The sequence below is a fragment of the Salinilacustrithrix flava genome (genome assembly GCF_041228405.1).
Taxonomy (GTDB): domain Bacteria; phylum Actinomycetota; class Acidimicrobiia; order Acidimicrobiales; family Salinilacustritrichaceae; genus Salinilacustrithrix; species Salinilacustrithrix flava.
On record NZ_CP133888.1, the window covers coordinates 1,282,085 to 1,298,127 of the forward strand.

The 16,043-nt window shown below is 72.6% G+C and carries 17 protein-coding genes and 1 pseudogene; 2 read left to right on the top strand and 16 right to left on the bottom strand.

Going from position 1 to position 16,043, the window contains the following annotated elements; genetic code table 11:
* Window positions 1–11 precede the first annotated feature (11 nt).
* Window positions 12–662: a TetR/AcrR family transcriptional regulator gene (locus tag RGQ06_RS06415; protein ID WP_432427395.1), complete on the top strand. Its 651-nt coding sequence runs from the start codon at window positions 12–14 to the stop codon at window positions 660–662.
* 14 nt (window positions 663–676) lie between these two features.
* Here the strand turns inward: RGQ06_RS06415 and dnaB are convergent, their stop codons facing one another.
* From dnaB to panB, 7 genes and pseudogenes are all read right to left on the bottom strand, one after another.
* Window positions 677–2,083: a replicative DNA helicase gene (gene dnaB / locus RGQ06_RS06420; protein ID WP_432427394.1), complete on the bottom strand. Its 1,407-nt coding sequence runs from the start codon at window positions 2,081–2,083 to the stop codon at window positions 677–679.
* A gap of 177 nt (window positions 2,084–2,260) precedes the next feature.
* Entirely contained in the window at window positions 2,261–2,707 is a 447-nt protein-coding gene (rplI, locus tag RGQ06_RS06425) for a 50S ribosomal protein L9 (protein ID WP_432427393.1), read from the bottom strand.
* Between the two features lie 170 nt (window positions 2,708–2,877).
* Window positions 2,878–3,123 (bottom strand): annotated as a pseudogene (gene rpsR / locus RGQ06_RS06430) (30S ribosomal protein S18); the annotation flags it as partial.
* A 2-nt stretch (window positions 3,124–3,125) separates the two neighbouring features.
* Window positions 3,126–3,587, bottom strand: a complete 462-nt coding sequence (gene ssb, locus RGQ06_RS06435; RefSeq protein ID WP_432427392.1) for a single-stranded DNA-binding protein — start codon at window positions 3,585–3,587, stop codon at window positions 3,126–3,128.
* Between the two features lie 9 nt (window positions 3,588–3,596).
* Window positions 3,597–3,929 (bottom strand): 30S ribosomal protein S6, encoded by a 333-nt coding sequence (gene rpsF, locus RGQ06_RS06440; protein ID WP_432427391.1) that lies wholly within the window; start codon window positions 3,927–3,929, stop codon window positions 3,597–3,599.
* A 174-nt stretch (window positions 3,930–4,103) separates the two neighbouring features.
* Window positions 4,104–4,748, bottom strand: coding sequence for a DUF192 domain-containing protein (locus RGQ06_RS06445; protein WP_432427390.1), 645 nt, complete (start codon window positions 4,746–4,748; stop codon window positions 4,104–4,106).
* 58 nt (window positions 4,749–4,806) lie between these two features.
* Entirely contained in the window at window positions 4,807–5,694 is an 888-nt protein-coding gene (gene panB / locus RGQ06_RS06450) for a 3-methyl-2-oxobutanoate hydroxymethyltransferase (RefSeq protein ID WP_432427389.1), read from the bottom strand.
* Window positions 5,695–5,819: 125 nt separating this feature from the next.
* Between panB and RGQ06_RS06455 the strand changes: the two genes are divergently transcribed.
* Window positions 5,820–5,990, top strand: coding sequence for a hypothetical protein (locus RGQ06_RS06455; protein WP_432427388.1), 171 nt, complete (start codon window positions 5,820–5,822; stop codon window positions 5,988–5,990).
* A 46-nt stretch (window positions 5,991–6,036) separates the two neighbouring features.
* Here RGQ06_RS06455 and RGQ06_RS06460 read toward each other — a convergent pair whose 3' ends face one another.
* The 9 genes from RGQ06_RS06460 to RGQ06_RS06500 form a co-directional block, all read right to left on the bottom strand.
* The gene (locus RGQ06_RS06460; RefSeq protein ID WP_432427387.1) at window positions 6,037–8,289 is read right to left on the bottom strand and encodes a transglycosylase domain-containing protein; all 2,253 of its coding nucleotides are present in this window, start codon (window positions 8,287–8,289) and stop codon (window positions 6,037–6,039) included.
* On the bottom strand, window positions 8,222–9,475 hold the full coding sequence (locus RGQ06_RS06465; protein ID WP_432427386.1) for a hypothetical protein: 1,254 nt from the start codon (window positions 9,473–9,475) through the stop codon (window positions 8,222–8,224). Before RGQ06_RS06465 ends, RGQ06_RS06460 begins: the two co-directional genes overlap by 68 nt.
* Window positions 9,463–10,086, bottom strand: coding sequence for a hypothetical protein (locus RGQ06_RS06470; protein WP_432427385.1), 624 nt, complete (start codon window positions 10,084–10,086; stop codon window positions 9,463–9,465). Before RGQ06_RS06470 ends, RGQ06_RS06465 begins: the two co-directional genes overlap by 13 nt.
* A complete protein-coding gene (locus RGQ06_RS06475) occupies window positions 10,083–10,493 on the bottom strand; it encodes a DUF5318 family protein (protein ID WP_432427384.1) in 411 nt (136 codons plus the stop codon). The genes RGQ06_RS06470 and RGQ06_RS06475 overlap by 4 nt, the downstream gene beginning before the upstream one ends.
* A 47-nt stretch (window positions 10,494–10,540) precedes the next feature.
* Window positions 10,541–11,251, bottom strand: a complete 711-nt coding sequence (locus RGQ06_RS06480) for a class I SAM-dependent methyltransferase (RefSeq protein WP_432427383.1) — start codon at window positions 11,249–11,251, stop codon at window positions 10,541–10,543.
* 66 nt (window positions 11,252–11,317) lie between these two features.
* Window positions 11,318–12,724, bottom strand: a complete 1,407-nt coding sequence (locus RGQ06_RS06485; protein ID WP_432427382.1) for a CCA tRNA nucleotidyltransferase — start codon at window positions 12,722–12,724, stop codon at window positions 11,318–11,320.
* A 150-nt stretch (window positions 12,725–12,874) separates the two neighbouring features.
* A complete protein-coding gene (locus RGQ06_RS06490; RefSeq protein WP_432427381.1) occupies window positions 12,875–13,774 on the bottom strand; it encodes a TIGR03560 family F420-dependent LLM class oxidoreductase in 900 nt (299 codons plus the stop codon).
* A gap of 65 nt (window positions 13,775–13,839) precedes the next feature.
* Entirely contained in the window at window positions 13,840–14,946 is a 1,107-nt protein-coding gene (locus tag RGQ06_RS06495; protein ID WP_432427380.1) for a type IV pilus twitching motility protein PilT, read from the bottom strand.
* A gap of 24 nt (window positions 14,947–14,970) precedes the next feature.
* Window positions 14,971–15,984, bottom strand: coding sequence for a histone deacetylase family protein (locus RGQ06_RS06500; protein WP_432427379.1), 1,014 nt, complete (start codon window positions 15,982–15,984; stop codon window positions 14,971–14,973).
* Window positions 15,985–16,043: the final 59 nt, after the last annotated feature.

Genomic DNA, 16,043 nt, shown 5'->3' on the forward strand with positions numbered 1-16,043 from the left:
GGGGAGATGTCGTGACGGGACTACGAGAGCGAAACAAGATCAAGCGCAGGGAGGCGATCCTCGACGCCACCGTGTCCTTGCTCCGCGAGAAGGAGTTCGGCGACGTGACGATCGAGGCCGTCGCACAACTGGCCGAGGTGTCGCCACACACCGTGTACAACCTCGTCGGAACCCGTGACGAGCTCGCCTACGCCCTCATGGGCCGCGTCGTTCGGCACATGGCCAGGACCGCACCCCTACCCGACGGCGTCCCCGAGGACCCCTCCGAGGGACTCCGCGCCATCACGGACCACGCCCTCGACGCGCTCACCGCCGAGCCGGCTGCGTACCGCTCGATCGTCCGGGCCGTGTCGTCGCTGCCGCACTGGCCGACGGACCAACGCGAGCCGTTCATCGTGTACGAGAAGGCGGCGCGCCTCCTCGATCAGGGTGGGGTGCTCCGGACCGGTGTGTCCCATCGGGTGGTGTCGAGGCACACCATCCTCGGCATGTTCGGTTCGATGATGGCCTGGGCGCGCGGGCAGAGCGATGAGCGATTCCGCGACGATGCACGCCTCAACCTCGCCCTCGTGCTCGCATCGACGACGACCGGCGACGTGCACGAACGGGCCGTCCTCGATGTCGAACGCCTCGCGCCGACGGTGTCCCCGCAGCTCAGGTGATCTGTCGTCGACGACTAGAGCTGGGCCATGTTGTCGAAGCGGGTGAGGTGGTTGCGGAAGGCGAGGTTGATCTTGCCGGTCGGGCCGTTGCGGTGCTTGGAGACGAGGATCTCGGCCATGCCCCGGTCGGGTGAGTCCGGGTTGTAGACCTCGTCGCGGTACAGGAACATCACGACGTCGGCGTCCTGCTCGAGCGAGCCGGACTCACGCAGGTCCGACAGCATCGGCCGCTTGTCCTGGCGGGACTCGAGCGTGCGGGACAGCTGGGACAGGGCGATGACCGGGCACTCGAGCTCGCGGGCGAGGATCTTGAGACCACGGGACATCTCCGAGACCTCGATCTGGCGGGACTCGGCCCGGCCCCGGCCTTGCATGAGCTGCAGGTAGTCGATGACCACGAGGCCGAGGTCGCCGAGCTGGGACTTGAGGCGACGGGCCTTGGCCCGGATCTCCATCACCGACACGTTCGGGTTGTCGTCCAGGTACAGGCGAGCCTCGGCCAGGCGGGACACGCCGAGGGCGATGCGATCCCACTCGGCGTCCTGGAGGCGGCCGTCGCGCACCTTGGTGGAGTCGATCTGGGCCTCGGCGCACAGCAGGCGCTGGGTGAGCTCGAGGTTGCCCATCTCCAGGCTGAAGAACAGCACGGGCCGGCGGGACTGGAACGCGGCGTTGGCCGTGAGGTTCAGGGCGAACGACGTCTTGCCCATGGCGGGACGGGCGCCGACGATGATCAGGGCGTTGGGCTGCAGGCCCGACAGCAGGCGGTCGAGGTCCACGAAGCCGGTGGGCAGCCCCGTGATGGCGTCGCCCCGCTCGACCAGGGCCTCGAGGCGGTCGAGGGTGTCACCGAGGAGGGACTCGATGGGGACCATCGAGTCGCTGACCCGGCGCTGGCCCAGCTCGTACACGAGGGACTCGGCCTGGTCGACCGCCCGCTCGACGTCGTCGGGCACGTCGTAGCCGAGCTCGGCGATCTCGCCGCCGACGCCGATGAGCTTGCGGAGCACGGCGTGGTCGCTGATGATCCGGGCGTAGCGGGCCGCGTTGGACACCGCCGGGGCGGTGGAGACGATCTCGGCCAGCAGGCCGCGCCCGCCGATGGCCTCGAGGACGCCGGCCCGGGCCAGCTCGTCGGCCACCGTGACCGGGTCGGCCGGCTCGCCGGCGGAGTCCAGGCTGAGGATGGCATCGAAGATGTGGGCGTGGGCGGGCTTGTAGAAGTCGGCGGGCCGCAGCATCGTCGACGTCGCCGAGATGGCGTCCTTGGACAGCATCATCGCCCCGAGCAGGTTCTGCTCGGCCACCAGGTCGCTCGGGGGGACCCGTCCCGCACCGCCGGGCCGAGGAGCACCGCCGTTGCCGCGGCCCGAGGCCTGGCCCCTCGAGGGGGCATCGCTGCGAGTGGTCGTGTCGGTCAAGCGGGGGACCTTCCGTGGCTGAGGTGGGCGGCGTTCACCGTCGCGCCATCTCCCTGTGGGTTGCTAGTGGTGTCCGCTGGGGAAAGGCCTGTGGATTCTGTGGAGAAGCCCTGGTCAACGGGCGCGTCGAAGCAGAGGTGTTCGGGGTGCGGCCCCCCGGCCGCACCCCGGACGGCGCTAGAGCGCCTCGACCTCGATCGTGATCGGGAACTGCACCTCTTGGTGCAGCTTGGCCATCACGTAGTGCGTGCCGACGGTCTTGATCGGCTCATCGATGATGATGATCTTCTTGTCGAGCTCGATCTCGGTCTGGGCCTTGACGGCCGTGGCGATCTCGGACTCGTGGACAGCGCCGAACAGGTGGCCGGTCTCGGCCGCCTTGGCGGAGATGTGGATGGTCTGGGGCACGAGCGCGGTGGCGACCGCTTGCGCGGCGTCGATGGCCTTGGTGTCGCGCACCTCGCGCGCCTTGCGCATCTGCTCGGCCTGGAGCTCGGCGTCGGCCGTGGCCCGCATGGCCAGGCCCTTGGGGATGAGGTGGTTGCGGGCGTGGCCGTCGCTGACGTCGACCAGGTCGCCGCGCTTGCCGACCATGTCGACGTCGGTGCGCAGGATCACCCTCATGCCTCGACCTCCTGGTCCTCGCTGACCTCGTCGGTCGTCTCGGCCGACTCGGGAGCCTCGGTGGACTCGTCCACGTCGTCGCTGAACTCGTCGTCCGAGCGCTCGTCGCGGCGCGGGCCACGACGGTCGTCGCCACGGCCCCGACCGCCACCGCGCTGCTGGGTGACGCGGCTGGTGTAGGGCAGCAGCGCCATCTCGCGGGCGTTCTTGACGGCGGCAGCGATGTCGGCCTGCTGCTGGGTGTCGTTGCCGGTGACGCGACGGGCCCGGATCTTGGCCCGGTCGGACTGGAACCGGCGGAGCAGGTTCACGTCCTTGTAGTCGACGTAGGAGACCTTCTCCTGGACGAGGATGCTCACGCGCTTCTTGGAGCGGCGCGAGTTGTCCTTGTTCTTGGTGGTGCGGGGGCGGGCCATGGCTAGAAGGGCTCCTCGGCGTCGTCGTAGGACTTGGGTTCGTCGCGGGGCGGCTCGTAGTTGCCGCCGCCGCCACCGCCACCGGTGCTGCCGCCGGCAGGGCCGTCGCGGCGGATCTTCTCGATGCGGGCGGTGGCCCAGCGCAGCGAGGGGCCGACCTCGTCGGCCACGATCTCGACCTTCGAGCGCTTGTCGCCGTCCTGGGTCTCCCAGGAACGCTGCTCGAGGCGGCCGGTGACGATGATGCGGTCACCCTTGGAGATGGACTCCGACACGTTGTCGGCGAGGTCGCGCCAGCAGACGACGTCGAAGAAGGAGGTCTCCTCCTGCCACTCGTTGTTCTGCATGTAGCGGCGGTTCACGGCCACGCCCAGCTGGGCGAGGGCGGTGCCGCTGGTGAGGTAGCGCAGCTCGGGATCTCGGGTGACGTTCCCGATGATGGTGATGGTGTTTCCGTTGGCCATTGGTGCCTCCTACTGGTCTGCTGCCGCGGACCCCATGAGGCCGCGGCGCTCGGCCTCGGCATCGGGGAGGCGGAGCAGCTTGTGGCGGACGATCTCGTCCGCGAGTCGCAGGGATCGCTCCACGCCGTCGAGCGCACCCGGCTCGGCGAGGATCTCGTACACCACGTAGGACCCTTCGGTCCGGTGGTCGATCTCGTACGCGAACGTACGACGACCCCAGAAGTCGGTGGAGGCGACCATGCCTGCTTCGTTGCAACGGCCTTCGATCGACTCGACCTGGCTCTTGGCCTGGTCTTCGTCGAGATCGCCGTTGATGATGACCATCAATTCATAGGCGCGCATGCCTACGGACACCTTCCTGTGGATCCGGCGGGGCCGGAGCCCCCGCGGCGCGGGAGCAGGACGGACAAGGGAACTGCACATCGTATCGATGGAGCTGGTCGTGGGCACATCCACGTCCCCCAGCATCCACGTGGGGGGTGACAGGAACGCGCGGGATGGCTCGGTCGGGGTGCCTCAGGCCGGGACGGCGCAGGCCTCCGTGCCCACCTGCAGGCGGGCGCCGGGCTCGAAGCGGGCGGCGAGGGGATCGCCCTGCACCACCTCGATCGCGAACCGGAACGGGCCGGCGGCCGGGTACCGCTCGCAGGCGGCCTCGTCCTCGGATTCGCAGGGCACCATGTCGGCCCGGGAGACGAAGGCGCCCTCCGCGTCCCACCACCCGATGGTGAGCGGCAGCAGGGTCCGGTACATGTAGAAGGCCCCCTGGCGGGGCTCCTCCATGCTGAACAGCATCCCGTCGTGGCCTTCGAGGTCGGTGACCTGCATCAGCCCCGTTGCCCGCTCCTCGGCGGTGTCGGCGTGCAGCAGGCACAGCTCCAGCACCTCCCCGGACGCGGCGACGAGCTGGGCGACCACGGTGCCGAAGCGCGCAGCGAGGCCGTCGGTCGGTGCGGTGCCGGTGGGCGCGGTGGGCTCGGACGCGACCGGGCCGAGCTGGGGGTCGGCGGGCGAGTTGGCACCCTCCGTCACGCAGGCGGCCACGCCGGCGACGAAGACCGCCGTCACCAGCCAGCGCAGCAGGCGCGCGCCCCGGACGTCGTCGACCGTGGGCAGCCAGGCCGGCGCCCACGACGGCGGGTCGAGGAGGGGGTCGCGCACGCGCTCATCGTGCCCCACGCGCCCGCCGTTCCGTGACCGCTGCCAGAACCCTGGGGAGTCAGCTGCCCGAGGGGCTCCCGTAGAGGCCCAGCGTCTCGGCGGCCTCGGCGGAGAGGTGGTAGCTCTCGTCGTCGTTCGGGAACGCACCGGAGCGGACGTCGGCGGCGAAGGCGGACAGCGCGTCGACCGAGGCCGAGCCGATCTCGGCGTAGCGACGCACGAACTTGGGGGCCATGCGGTCCTCGATGCCGAGGACGTCGTGGAACACGAGCACCTGGCCGTCGCAGTCGCGGCCGGCGCCGATGCCGATGGTGGGCACGTCGACCGCGTCGGTGACCATGCGGGCGACGGCGTCGGGCACGCCCTCGAGCACGATGGCGAAGCAGCCGGCGGCGGCGAGCGCCTTGGCGTCGGACACCAGCTCCATGGCGGCGTCGTGGTGCTTGCCCTGGACCTTGAACCCGCCCATGGCGTGCACGGACTGGGGGGTGAGGCCGAGGTGGCCCATCACCGGGATCTCGGCATCCAGGATCGCCTCGATGACGGGGAGGCGCTTGCGCCCGCCCTCGAGCTTCACCGAGTGGGCACCGGCGCGCACGAGGGCGGCGGCGTTGCGGACGGCCTCGTGGGTGTCGGTGTGGTAGCTCATCCACGGCAGGTCGGCGACGACCATGGGCAGGCGGCCCTCGGCGGTGGAGGCCTTCAGACCCCGGGCGACGGCGCCGGTGTGGTGGGCGATGTCGTCGACGGTGACCGAGAGGGTGTCGTCGTGGCCGAGCACGACCATGGCCACGGAGTCGCCGACCAGGATCAGGTCGACGCCGGCGGCGTGGGCCATCTTGGCGCCCGGGGCGTCGTAGGCGGTGACCATCACCAGCGGCTGGGCCGACGAGCCGTCCGTCGTCTTGACGGCGCGGATCGCAGGCGCGTTCCAGGACGTGCGCATGTGGATCTCCTCTGCTCCCGTCCAGCGGCTGGGTACCTGCCGGCGGTGGTCCGAGCGTACCCCCGTCCGGCTCCCGGGGCCACCCCCCGTCGGCACCGTCTCCGGGTGCCGGTAGCGTCGCCGCCATGGCCATCGGGACATGCGACAGCTGCGGCAGCGAAGAGGACGTCACCGAGGTCCGCCGGGTGTACGTCACCCCGGAGGACTGGGACACCGAGGGCAAGGCCGAGCCCCAACCCGGCACCGAGCAGTGGTGCTACGCCTGCCGGGCGCACTATCCCCACCAGGAGATCTGAGGCCCCACCAGGAGATCTGAGACCCCGCCGGGAGGTCTGAGGCCCGCTACCCGTCGATGATCCCGCCACCCGGACGGGTGGTGGTGGTCGTCGACGGGGCCGTGGTGGTCGTGGTGGTGGTGGTCGTCGTCGTTGACGGGGCCGTGGTGGTCGTCGTGGTGGTGCGGGGCCGGCTGGTCGTGGTCGTGCCGTCCTCGCCGTCGTCGTCGTCACCCTCGTCGTCCTCGTCGGGTTCGGTCGTGGTCGGATCGGGGTCCGTGGTGGTCGTGGCCCGGGTGGTGGGCGGCGGCTCGGTGGTCGTGGTGAGGTCCGGGTTCAGCGCCTCGCCGGTGAAGGTCGGCTTCGGGAAGTCGCCGTGGTCCGCACCGCCGACGGCCGCCTCCATGAAGGTGCGCCAGATCTGGGCGGGGAAGGACCCGCCGGTGACGTCGCGGCCGCGCACGTCGCGCATGAACCGGGGTTGGCCCGCCTCGTCGACGTCGGGGTACCCCATCCACACCGCGGTGGTGAGCTGCGGGGTGAAGCCGACGAACCACGCGTCGCGGTAGTCCTGGGTCGTGCCGGTCTTGCCCGCCACCGGCACGCTGATGCTCGCCCCGGTGCCGGTGCCGCGGAGCACGTTCTGGCGCAGCGTCCACGCGACCTGGGCGGCGGTGGACGCCGAGATGGCCTGCTCCGGCTCGGCGGTGTTGGTGGACAGGACCCGGACCTCACCGTCGACGACCTGCTCGACCTTGGTGATCATGATCGGCTCGATGGCCTGGCCCTCTCGGACGAAGGTCGAGTAGGCGCTGGCCATGTCGAGCACGGACACCTCGCCGGACCCGAGCACGAGGGAGTTCACCGCCGGCAGCTCCGACGTGACGCCGAGCTCGCGGGCGACGTCCACCGCGTTGGCGGGACCGACCTCGATCATCAGGTCGGCGAAGACGGTGTTCGACGACACCGTGGTCGCCTCGACCAGGTCGATGATGTCCTCCCGGCCGCGGGCGTAGTTGGTGACCTCCCAGTCCTCGCCGGCGTTGGCCTCGGGGAAGGTGCGCTCGTAGACGTTGCGGAACCGGGAGTTCAGCGAGATGCCCTGCTCGAGGGCGGTGGCGAGCACGATCGGCTTGAACGACGAGCCGGGCTGGCGGCCGGACCCGCCGGCCGCGGCGCCGAGCGCGAGGTTGACCTCGGAGGCGTCGAAGTCGCGCCCGCCGACCATGGCCACGACCCGCCCGACGTCGTCGACCGAGACGAGCGCGCCGGCGGGGTCGTCGGGCTCGTTCAGCGTGTCCCACACGGCGCGGTGCGCCTCGCCCTGCAGGCCGAGATCGAGCGCGGTGTACACCCGCAGGCCGCCACCGTTCACCACCTCGGCGCCGTACTCCTCGTAGAGGAGCCGGCGGACGTACTCGACGTAGTAGGTGGCCCCGACGTCGGCACCCTTGATCATCGAGACGCCGTCGCGGGGCGTGCGGGGCTGGACCATCTCCTGGATCGGCACGGCCGCCGCTTCGTCCTGCTCGGCCTGGGTGATGGCGCCGGTCACGACCATGCCGGCCAGCACCGAGTCACGGCGGAACGTGGCCCGCTCCGGCTCGCTGGTGGCGTCCGCGCTCTCCGGAGCCCGGACCAGGCCGGCCAGGTAGGCGGCCTGGGGCAGGTTCACGTTGCGGATCGAGATGCCGAAGTAGGCCCGGGCCGCGGCCTCCGCGCCGTAGGCGCCCCGCCCGAAGTACACGGTGTTGAGGTAGCGCTCGAGGATCTCCTCCTTGGGGAGCTCCCGCTCGAGCTTCACTGCGAGCACGGCCTCCTTGAGCTTCCGGGTGATCGTGCGCTCGGAGGAGAGGAACGCGTTCTTGGCGTACTGCTGGGTGATCGTGGAGCCGCCCTGCTGCACGCCGTCGCCCTTGAAGTCGCGGTAGATGGCACGGGCGATGCCGAGCGGGTCGATGCCGGAGTGGGAGAAGAACTGGCGGTCCTCGGCGGCGAGGATCGCGTCGATGAAGATCTGCGGCGTCTCCTCGAGCGGCACCGAGACCCGGTCCTCCTCGCCCGAGAGCTTGGCCATGGCGTTGTCGGCGCTGCAGCCGTCGGCGACGTCGGCGGCGCACACGAACGTCGACTGCAGCAACGGGTCGGTCCGCGGGACCTCGACCTGGGCGAGCACGAAGCCGGCGCCGGCGATGCTGGCCACGAACAGGAGCGCGCCGAGGAACAGGCTGCGGCGGAACCGCCAGAGGACGCTACGGCGCTTGGGCGCCGGCTTGGCCTTGGGCTTCCGGGACGGGCTCGGGGGGGCGGGCGGTGCCATGGGACAAGCCCGGGGTCGGGCGGCCACCGATGGTACCGCCGGGTGCGCGTCGTTCCCTCCACGCGGGGGTGCCCAGCACGAGGACCGGTAGGGCGACCGCCACCGCCACGGCGAGGCCGGTGCGGTATCCGTCGAGGTCGACGCCAGCCCATCCCCAGACCGGGAGGACGGCGAAGGCGAGGGCCACCGACGTCACGGGACCCGGGCGGGCCGGGCCACCGACCGGGGCCATGATCCCGGTCGAGGCGACGGCCACGACCGCGACGATCGCGGCGCCGACCGCGGCGTGGGCCGGCTGGTCCGCGAGTCCGATCACGTCGATCGCGGCCACCGTGCCGGGCAGGAGGGCGAGGAGGGCCAGCGGATGGCGGCCGGCCAGGGCCAGCACCGCACCCGCCCCGAGGACCGCGCCGGCGCTGCGCAGCTCGGCGACGTCGCCGGCGAGGAGGGCCCCGGCCACGACCGTGGCTGCCAGCGGCAGGCGCTCGGTGAGCGGCCGGGACCGCACGGCGCGCAGCACCACCGCAGCGACGACCACCAGCGCGGCGACCACGACGAGGGCCCAGTCGGTGCCGTCCACGGCCTCCCGCAGGGGTGCGGCCCGGGACACGGCGAGCAGGCCGGCGGGCAGCAGGAGGCGTCCGGGCGCACCCCACACGGCGGCGGCGACCACGGCGACGGTGGTGCCGGCGACGGCGAGGGCGAGCGCCTCGGTGGGGTCGTCGCCGACGAGGCCGCTGGCGATGACGACGCCGGCGAGCACGGCGAGCACCTGGCCCGACCGGGGCGCGCGCTCGGTCCACAGGCGCACGGCGGCGAGCACCGCCACGAGCACCACGCCGGCGGCGAGGCGGCGGTCGGGCAGGCGGACCGGGTCGAGTGCGGCGGCGGCCGGCAGGACCGTGAGCACCAGCAAGGCGGCGCCGGCGGCCGTGGCCGAGTGCGGGCGGGTCGCCACGACGAGGAGCGCGGTGCCGGCGGCTGCGGCGGCGAGGAGGGGATCGGTGACCAGGTCTCCCCAGACCACCGGGACGTCCTGTGCCGCGAGGACGGCCCAGCCGACCGCGACGCCCGCGGCGATCGACCGGCAGGCGAGCGTGGCGTGGTGGGGCACCACGAAGGCGATGGCCGCACCGACGACCGGCGCGGCGAGCAGCACGAGCAGCAGGCCGGTCACGACGGCCACCCGGCGAGCACGACCGCGACCAGTCCCGCCACCAGGGCCGCCCACGGGCGGACCCGCGCCACCGCGGGGCGGACGTCGGCGACCGTCACCCCGAAGGCCAGCACCACCCCGACCACCGACGCCAGCGCGCGCACGGTGAGGTCGCTCGGCCCGGGCCCGGCCACGAGCGCGGCCGCGAACAGGCCGCACGCCAGCGCGGGGGCGGCGGCGCGCAGCCGGACGAGGAGGCTGGTGGCCGCGCGGGTGGACGGCTCGGCCACCGAGCGGGCAGCGAGGAGGACCGCTGCGGCCGCGAGCCACGCCGACGCCGCTGCAGTTGCGGGCCCGACCGTGCCGGCCAGCCCGAGGACGCTCTGGATGCCGGCGAGGTCGTCGAAGGTGGCGGTGCGGAACCGGATCGAGGTGGCGGCCACGGCCAGCAGGGCGGCGCCGGCGGTGCGGCGGTCGCGGGCGGCGACGCCGACGAGCAGCGCGGCCAGCACCATCGCCCCGGTGGAGGTGACCGCCAGAGAAGCGGCGGCCAGGGCTGCGGCCGTCGCCACCGCGGTGCTCGTGGGCTGCAGGGTCGTCGGCGGGCTCGCGGGGGCGAGCCCGGTCCCGGCGGTGCTCACGTGCCCCGGAAGCCCTCGACCGGAAAGGTCTGCAGCAGGTGGTTCCAGCCGCAGCCGACGCACACCTCGATCACGTAGCAGGTGCACTCGGTGGTGGTGCGGCGGACCTTGTCCATGTCGGCCCGGTCCTCGATCGCGTAGCCGGACTTGGGCAGGTGCGGACCGAACGCGTAGGTCACCAGCACGAGGAAGCGGTCCTCGCAGATCGGGCAGATTTCGGTGGTCTTGCGGCTGATGTGCTCGGCGGCGCGGCGCAGCTCGGGGTGGGCGTCGCACACCTCGTGCTTGGCCAGGCGGCCCCGCTGGTACTCGGCGACGAGCGCGTTCCGGGCGATGCGGTGGTCGACGACGCCGGCAGGGCGAGCGACGCCGGCTCCCGTCGTCAGGGCTCCCGGGTTGAACGGCACCCGCAGGAGGGTAGCGACGCCCGCGGCGGCGCCGTCGGCCGTGCGCCTCAGATGCCTTCCTTGCGCGCCCGCAGGATCAAGGTGGCGGGGACCTTCTCCATGGCCGGGCTCCAGAAGGGTCCGCGACCCGAGCCCGTGGGGGCCGGCTCCAGGACGTGGTCGACCCGGAAGCCGGCCCGGGTCAGCTCGGTGAACAGCGCCCCGATCGAGCGGGCGTGGGTGCCGTGGCGGGGGTCGTCGTGGGCGTAGGGCTGCTCGTCGAAGGCGGAGCGGCGGACCTGGAGGGGATCGGGGCCGGCCGGGTCGAGCAGGGCGAAGGTCGGGTGCGGGACGGACACGACGAAGCTGTGCTCGGGGCGCAGCACGCGGTGGATCTGGCGGAAGACCCGCCCCACGTCGGCGACCTGGACCAGGGAGTGCACCGAGATGGCCGCGTCGATCGTGTCGGCGCGCAGGAAGGCGAGCTCGGCCAGGGGGGCGTGGTGCAGCTCCACCTTCATGTCCGCAGCGTCGATGGCGCGGCGGGCGGCACCGATCTGGTCGGCGTCCTCGTCCACGGCGATCACTCGTGCGCCGGCACGCGCCATGGCGATGGCGTTGCGGCCCGCGCCGCAGCCGAGGTCCAGCACCCGCTTGCCGGTCAGGTCGCCGAGCAGGCGCAGGGTCGGCTCCGCGGGGATCTCGGGTCCGTACAGGACGGCATCGTCGGGGAGGTCGGCGCCGGTGGGCGCAGCCACGGTGAACGGGGTCCAGGCCATGGTCCGAGTCTCCTACGGGCGGGCGGTCGGGGCGAGGATCCCCGCGCGACGCCGGTACTGCCAGTTCTAGGAGGGGCGCTCGGCCCACCAGGCCAGGACGCGGCGCCGGGCCTCCTCCTCGTCGAGGGGACCCTCCTCCATCCGGGCCTCGAGCAGCATCCGGAGCGCCTGGCCGACCACCGGACCGGGCGGCACGTCGAGCAGGTCCATGACCTGCTGGCCGTCGAGGTCGGGGCGGATGGCGTCGATGGCCTCCTGCTCGCGCAGGTGCTCGATGCGCTCCTCGAGCGCGTCCATCCGCCGGGCCAGCATCTCGGCCTTGCGCCGGTTGCGGGTGGTGCAGTCGCAGCGGGTGAGCTCGTTGAGCTTGTCGAGCAGCGGGCCGGCGTCGCGCACGTAGCGGCGCACGGCGGCGTCGGTCCACGCGTCGTCGCCGTAGCCGTGGAAGCGCAGGTGCAGGAACACCAGCTGGGACACGTCGTCGCGGATCTCGTTGGGGTACTTCAGCTCCTTCATGCGCTTGCGCGTCATGCGGGCGCCGACCACCTCGTGGTGGTGGAAGGTCACGCCCTTGGGGCCGAAGTCGCGGGTGTCGGGCTTGCCGATGTCGTGGAACAGGGCGGCGAGGCGCAGCACCAGATCGGGGGAGGTCTTGCGGACCACCGCGATGGTGTGGGCGAGCACGTCCTTGTGGTGGTGGATCGGGTCCTGCTCGAGGCGCATGGCGCTGAGCTCGGGCAGGAAGTGCTCGGACAGGCCGGTGTCGGCCAGGAACCACAGGCCGGGCGAGGGGTCGTCGAGGACGACGAGCCGGTTCAGCTCGTCGCGGATCCGCTCGGGGGAGACGATGGCGATCCGGTCCCCCATCTGCTCGACCGCCTCGACGAGCTCGTCGTCGGGCTTCAGGTCGTGGCGGGTCAGGAACCGGGCGGCGCGCAGCATGCGCAGCGGGTCGTCGCTGAAGGACACCGACGCGGACAGCGGCGTGCGCAGCACCTTGGCGGCCAGGTCGGCGGTGCCGCCGAAGGGGTCGACCAGGCGGGCGTCGGGCAGCGACAGCGCCATGGCGTTGATGGTGAAGTCCCGACGGGACAGGTCGGCCTCGATGTCGGTGGCGAAGCTGACCTCGGGCTTGCGGGAGTCGGGCACGTAGGCCTCGGCCCGGTGGGTGGTGATCTCGTGGTCGACGACGCGCGAGTCGTCGCCCTCCCCCACCCGCACCTTGGCGCCGATGGTGCCGAAGCGCTTGCCCTGGGTCCACAGGGCCTCGGTGCCCTCGAAGGACCCGAGGATCTCCTCGATGCGGTCGGGCGGGGCGTCGGTGGTGAAGTCGTAGTCCACCGGCCGGTCGTCGCCGAGCAGCAGGTCCCGCACGACGCCGCCCACCAGGTAGAGGCGGTGGCCGGCCGCGTCGAACGCCCGCGCCAGGGGCGCGACGTCGGCGAGCACGGGCGCGAATCGCTCAGGGATCACCCCACAACCCTACGAGGGCCCCCTCGCTGACATGAATCGAGGTGTGAAGGTGTGCGAGGGAGGCGCCAGCCGACCGGTCACCGGGTGGGCGTTCGCCGACTCCGTGTACGTGGGGCTGCGCGCAGCGAGTCCCGAGCGAGCACAGCCCAATCAACCGAAGTGGATGGCGACCTCTTCCTTGAAGCGGTCGAGGATGTCGGTGCGCTGGGTGCCCGTGCCGATGGTGAAGTCCGGGACGATGAGCTCGTCCACGCCGGCGTCGCGGTAGGCGCCGACCACGTCGACCAGCTCCGAGGGGGTGCCGATGAGGGTGGGCATCGGCATGTCCATGCCGCGCATGCGGTCGAGGAACGCCTGGTCGTCGGACAGGAACAGCAGCGCCTGGGTGGACCGGTGGATCTCCGACGGGTCGCGGCCCAGGTCCTGGCAGTGGCCGTCGAGGACGCCGGACTTGTGGGCGAAGATCTCCGGGGTGCTCCACACGTTCCACTCCTGGGCGTGCTCGGCCGCGACGCGCAGGGTGCGCTTCTCGCCGCCGCCGCCCACGAGGAGGGGGAACGGGCCAACCGGCTTGGGCTCCATCGGGGCGTCGGTGAGCTGGTAGTGCTCGCCGTGGAACGTGGTGCGCTCCTGGGTGGACAGGCTGCGCACGATGGCGCAGGCCTCGGCGAAGCGGTCGAGGCGCTCCCCCACCGAGTACAGCTCGATGCCGTACTTGTCGTGCTCGTTCTGCTGCCAGCCGGCGCCGAGGCCGAGGATGACCCGGCCGCCGGAGATCACGTCGGCGGCGGCGGCCTGGTTGGCCAGGATCGCCGGGTGGCGGTACGTGTTGCCGCACACGAGGGTGCCGATGCCGACCCGGGGAACGGCCGCGGCGAGGGCGGTGACGACGGCCCAGCACTCGAGCATCGGGCCCGCGGCCTCGTCGTCGTTGCTCATGAAGTGGTCGGCTACGTAGACGCGGTCCCACCCCGTGAGCTCGGCGTGCCGCGCCACCTCGAGGATGTCGGCCCAGGACTGCTGCGTGCCTGGCCACACGGCGAATTGCATGCATGTGACCCTACGCCCTCCCGGGGGCCCCTCTCCGGCATGGTTCCGGGGTTTTCGACCGTGTTCTACGAGCGCAGCAGCTCGATCCGCAGCTCCTCGGGGTCGGTGGCCGCGGCGAGGGCCGTGCCCTCGCTGATCCGCCCGGCGCGCACCTGGTCCCGGAGCGACTGGTCGAGGGTCTGCATGCCGTGGAACACGCCGTCGGCCAGGAGCGCGTCGAGCTCCCCCATCCGGGCCTCCTCGGCCAGGACCTCCTGGATCTTGGCCGTGCCGACCAGCACCTCGGCCACGGGCAGGAGGCGCCCGTCGGTCCCGGTGAGCAGGCGCTGGACCACCACGCCGGACAGGGACCGGGCCAACGTCTGGCGCACGTTCGGGCGCTCCTCGAAGGAGAACAGCTCGAGGAACCCGTCGACCACGGCGCGGACGGTGTTGCCGCCGATGCCGGCGAGCACGAGGCGGCCCCGCGCCACGGCGTCGAGGGCGGCCAGCGCGACGTCTCGGCCGGCGATGTCGGAGATGGCGACCACATCGGCGTCGAGGCGGGACGCAGCCCGCACGCCGTCGGCCAGGCCGGCCACGTCGGTGGGCACCTCGAGCTGGCTGATCAGGCTGCGATCGTCGCGGTGGAGGACCTCGGCGGGGTCCTCCACGGTCACGACGTGGCAGGCCCGCGTGCGGTTCACGTGGTCGACCATGGCGGCGAGCGTCGTCGTGGCGCCGTTGCCGACCGGGCTCGCCACCAGCACCAGCCCGCGCTGGCCGGAGGCGAGGGTGGACACCGAGTCCGGGAGGCCGAGCTCCTCCAGGTGCTGCACCTGCTGGGGAACGGCGTGGACGACCACGGCGACCGAGCCGCGCTGGCGGTACACGGCCACGCGGAACCGCCCGACCTCGGGGATGGCGTGGGTGGCGACCACCGACCCGTCCTGGAGGAGGGTCTGCTGCTGGTCGGTGGTGAGCAGGGTCTGGGCCAGCATCGCCACCGCCGGTGCGGTGAGCCGCTGGCCGAGGACCGGGTCGTCCGGTTCCCGCACGAGGGCGCCGCCGACCCGCAGCGCAGGCGGGCTGCCCGGCTTGCAGTGCAGATCGGACCCGCCGCGCTCGAGCAGGGCGCGCAGCAGGGCGACGTGGTCGACGGGCTGGTCGCTGTGCTCGCTGGTCTCGGTCATCACGGGCCTCCCCCGGGCGGGACGCTACGCCAGGTGGTGGATCAGGCGCGCGGCACCGACCGCCTGGTGGCCGGGCTCGTCGGCTGCGCCGCTGGTCACCGGCTCCGGCCGGTGCTCGACGCCGGCGAGGGCGGCGAGCGTGGCGGCGGTGGAGGTGGTGATGGCGTCGAGGTCGTAGCCGCCCTCGAGGAACGCCAGGCGCCGCCCGGCCGGCGCCAGCGCCAGGATCCGCGTGGTGAGGTCGTAGTAGTCGCCGCTGCTCAGGCCGAGGTCGGTGAGCGGATCGTTCCGGTGGGCGTCGAACCCGGTGGAGAGCAGCACCCAGGTGGCGGCCATGCGCTCGGCCACCGGGACGATGACGTCGTCGACCAGGCGCCGGTACACGTCGCCGGACGTGGCCGACGGCACCGGCACGTTGACGGTGGTGCCGGGGGCGTTGGGTCCGCCGGTCTCGCGCACCATGCCCGTGCCGGGGTACATCGGGTGCTCGTGCACGGAGAGGTACGTGACGCGGGGATCGTCCCAGAACGCGTCCTGGGTGCCGTTGCCGTGGTGGGCGTCGATGTCCACCACCAGCACCCGCTCGCCGGCGTGGGCGAGTGAGGCCGCGGCCACGGCCACGTTGTTCAGCAGGCAGAAGCCCATCGCCCGCGACGGGGTGGCGTGGTGCCCGGGAGGGCGGACGGCGAGGAAGGCGGCGTCGGCCTCGCCGGCGGTGAGGCGGTCGATGGCGTCGAGGCCGGCGCCGGCGGCCAGGCGGGCGACGTCCCAGGAACGGGCCGCGGCCACGGTGTCCGGGTCGAGGTGGCCGCCGCCGCTGGCGCAGAAGCGCTCGAGCGCATCGAGGTAGGAGCGGTCGTGGACCAGCGCCAGCTCGTCCACCGTCGCCTCGCGGGGCGTGAGGTGCACGAGGTCCTCGGCGACCACCGACGCCGCCACGCCACGCCCGACGGCGTCCATGCGCTCCGGTCGCTCGGGGTGGCCGGCCGTGGTGTCGTGATCGACGAAGCGCGGATCGGTGTAGAGCAGCGTGGCCATCGCCACAGTCTGCCCAGATCGATGCCGATCCCCGGTGCCCGGCGGCGATCCCCCGTGCT

Coding starts and splice junctions, on each gene's coding strand:
- rplI (WP_432427393.1), bottom strand. CDS start 2,707: ATGAGGGTGATCCTGCGCACCGACGTCGACATGGTCGGCAAGCGCGGC.
- ssb (WP_432427392.1), bottom strand. CDS start 3,587: ATGGCCAACGGAAACACCATCACCATCATCGGGAACGTCACCCGAGAT.
- rpsF (WP_432427391.1), bottom strand. CDS start 3,929: ATGCGCGCCTATGAATTGATGGTCATCATCAACGGCGATCTCGACGAA.
- panB (WP_432427389.1), bottom strand. CDS start 5,694: ATGCGCACGTCCTGGAACGCGCCTGCGATCCGCGCCGTCAAGACGACG.
- RGQ06_RS06455 (WP_432427388.1), top strand. CDS start 5,820: ATGGCCATCGGGACATGCGACAGCTGCGGCAGCGAAGAGGACGTCACC.
- RGQ06_RS06460 (WP_432427387.1), bottom strand. CDS start 8,289: ATGGCACCGCCCGCCCCCCCGAGCCCGTCCCGGAAGCCCAAGGCCAAG.
- RGQ06_RS06480 (WP_432427383.1), bottom strand. CDS start 11,251: ATGGCCTGGACCCCGTTCACCGTGGCTGCGCCCACCGGCGCCGACCTC.
- RGQ06_RS06490 (WP_432427381.1), bottom strand. CDS start 13,774: ATGCAATTCGCCGTGTGGCCAGGCACGCAGCAGTCCTGGGCCGACATC.
- RGQ06_RS06495 (WP_432427380.1), bottom strand. CDS start 14,946: ATGACCGAGACCAGCGAGCACAGCGACCAGCCCGTCGACCACGTCGCC.
- RGQ06_RS06500 (WP_432427379.1), bottom strand. CDS start 15,984: ATGGCCACGCTGCTCTACACCGATCCGCGCTTCGTCGATCACGACACC.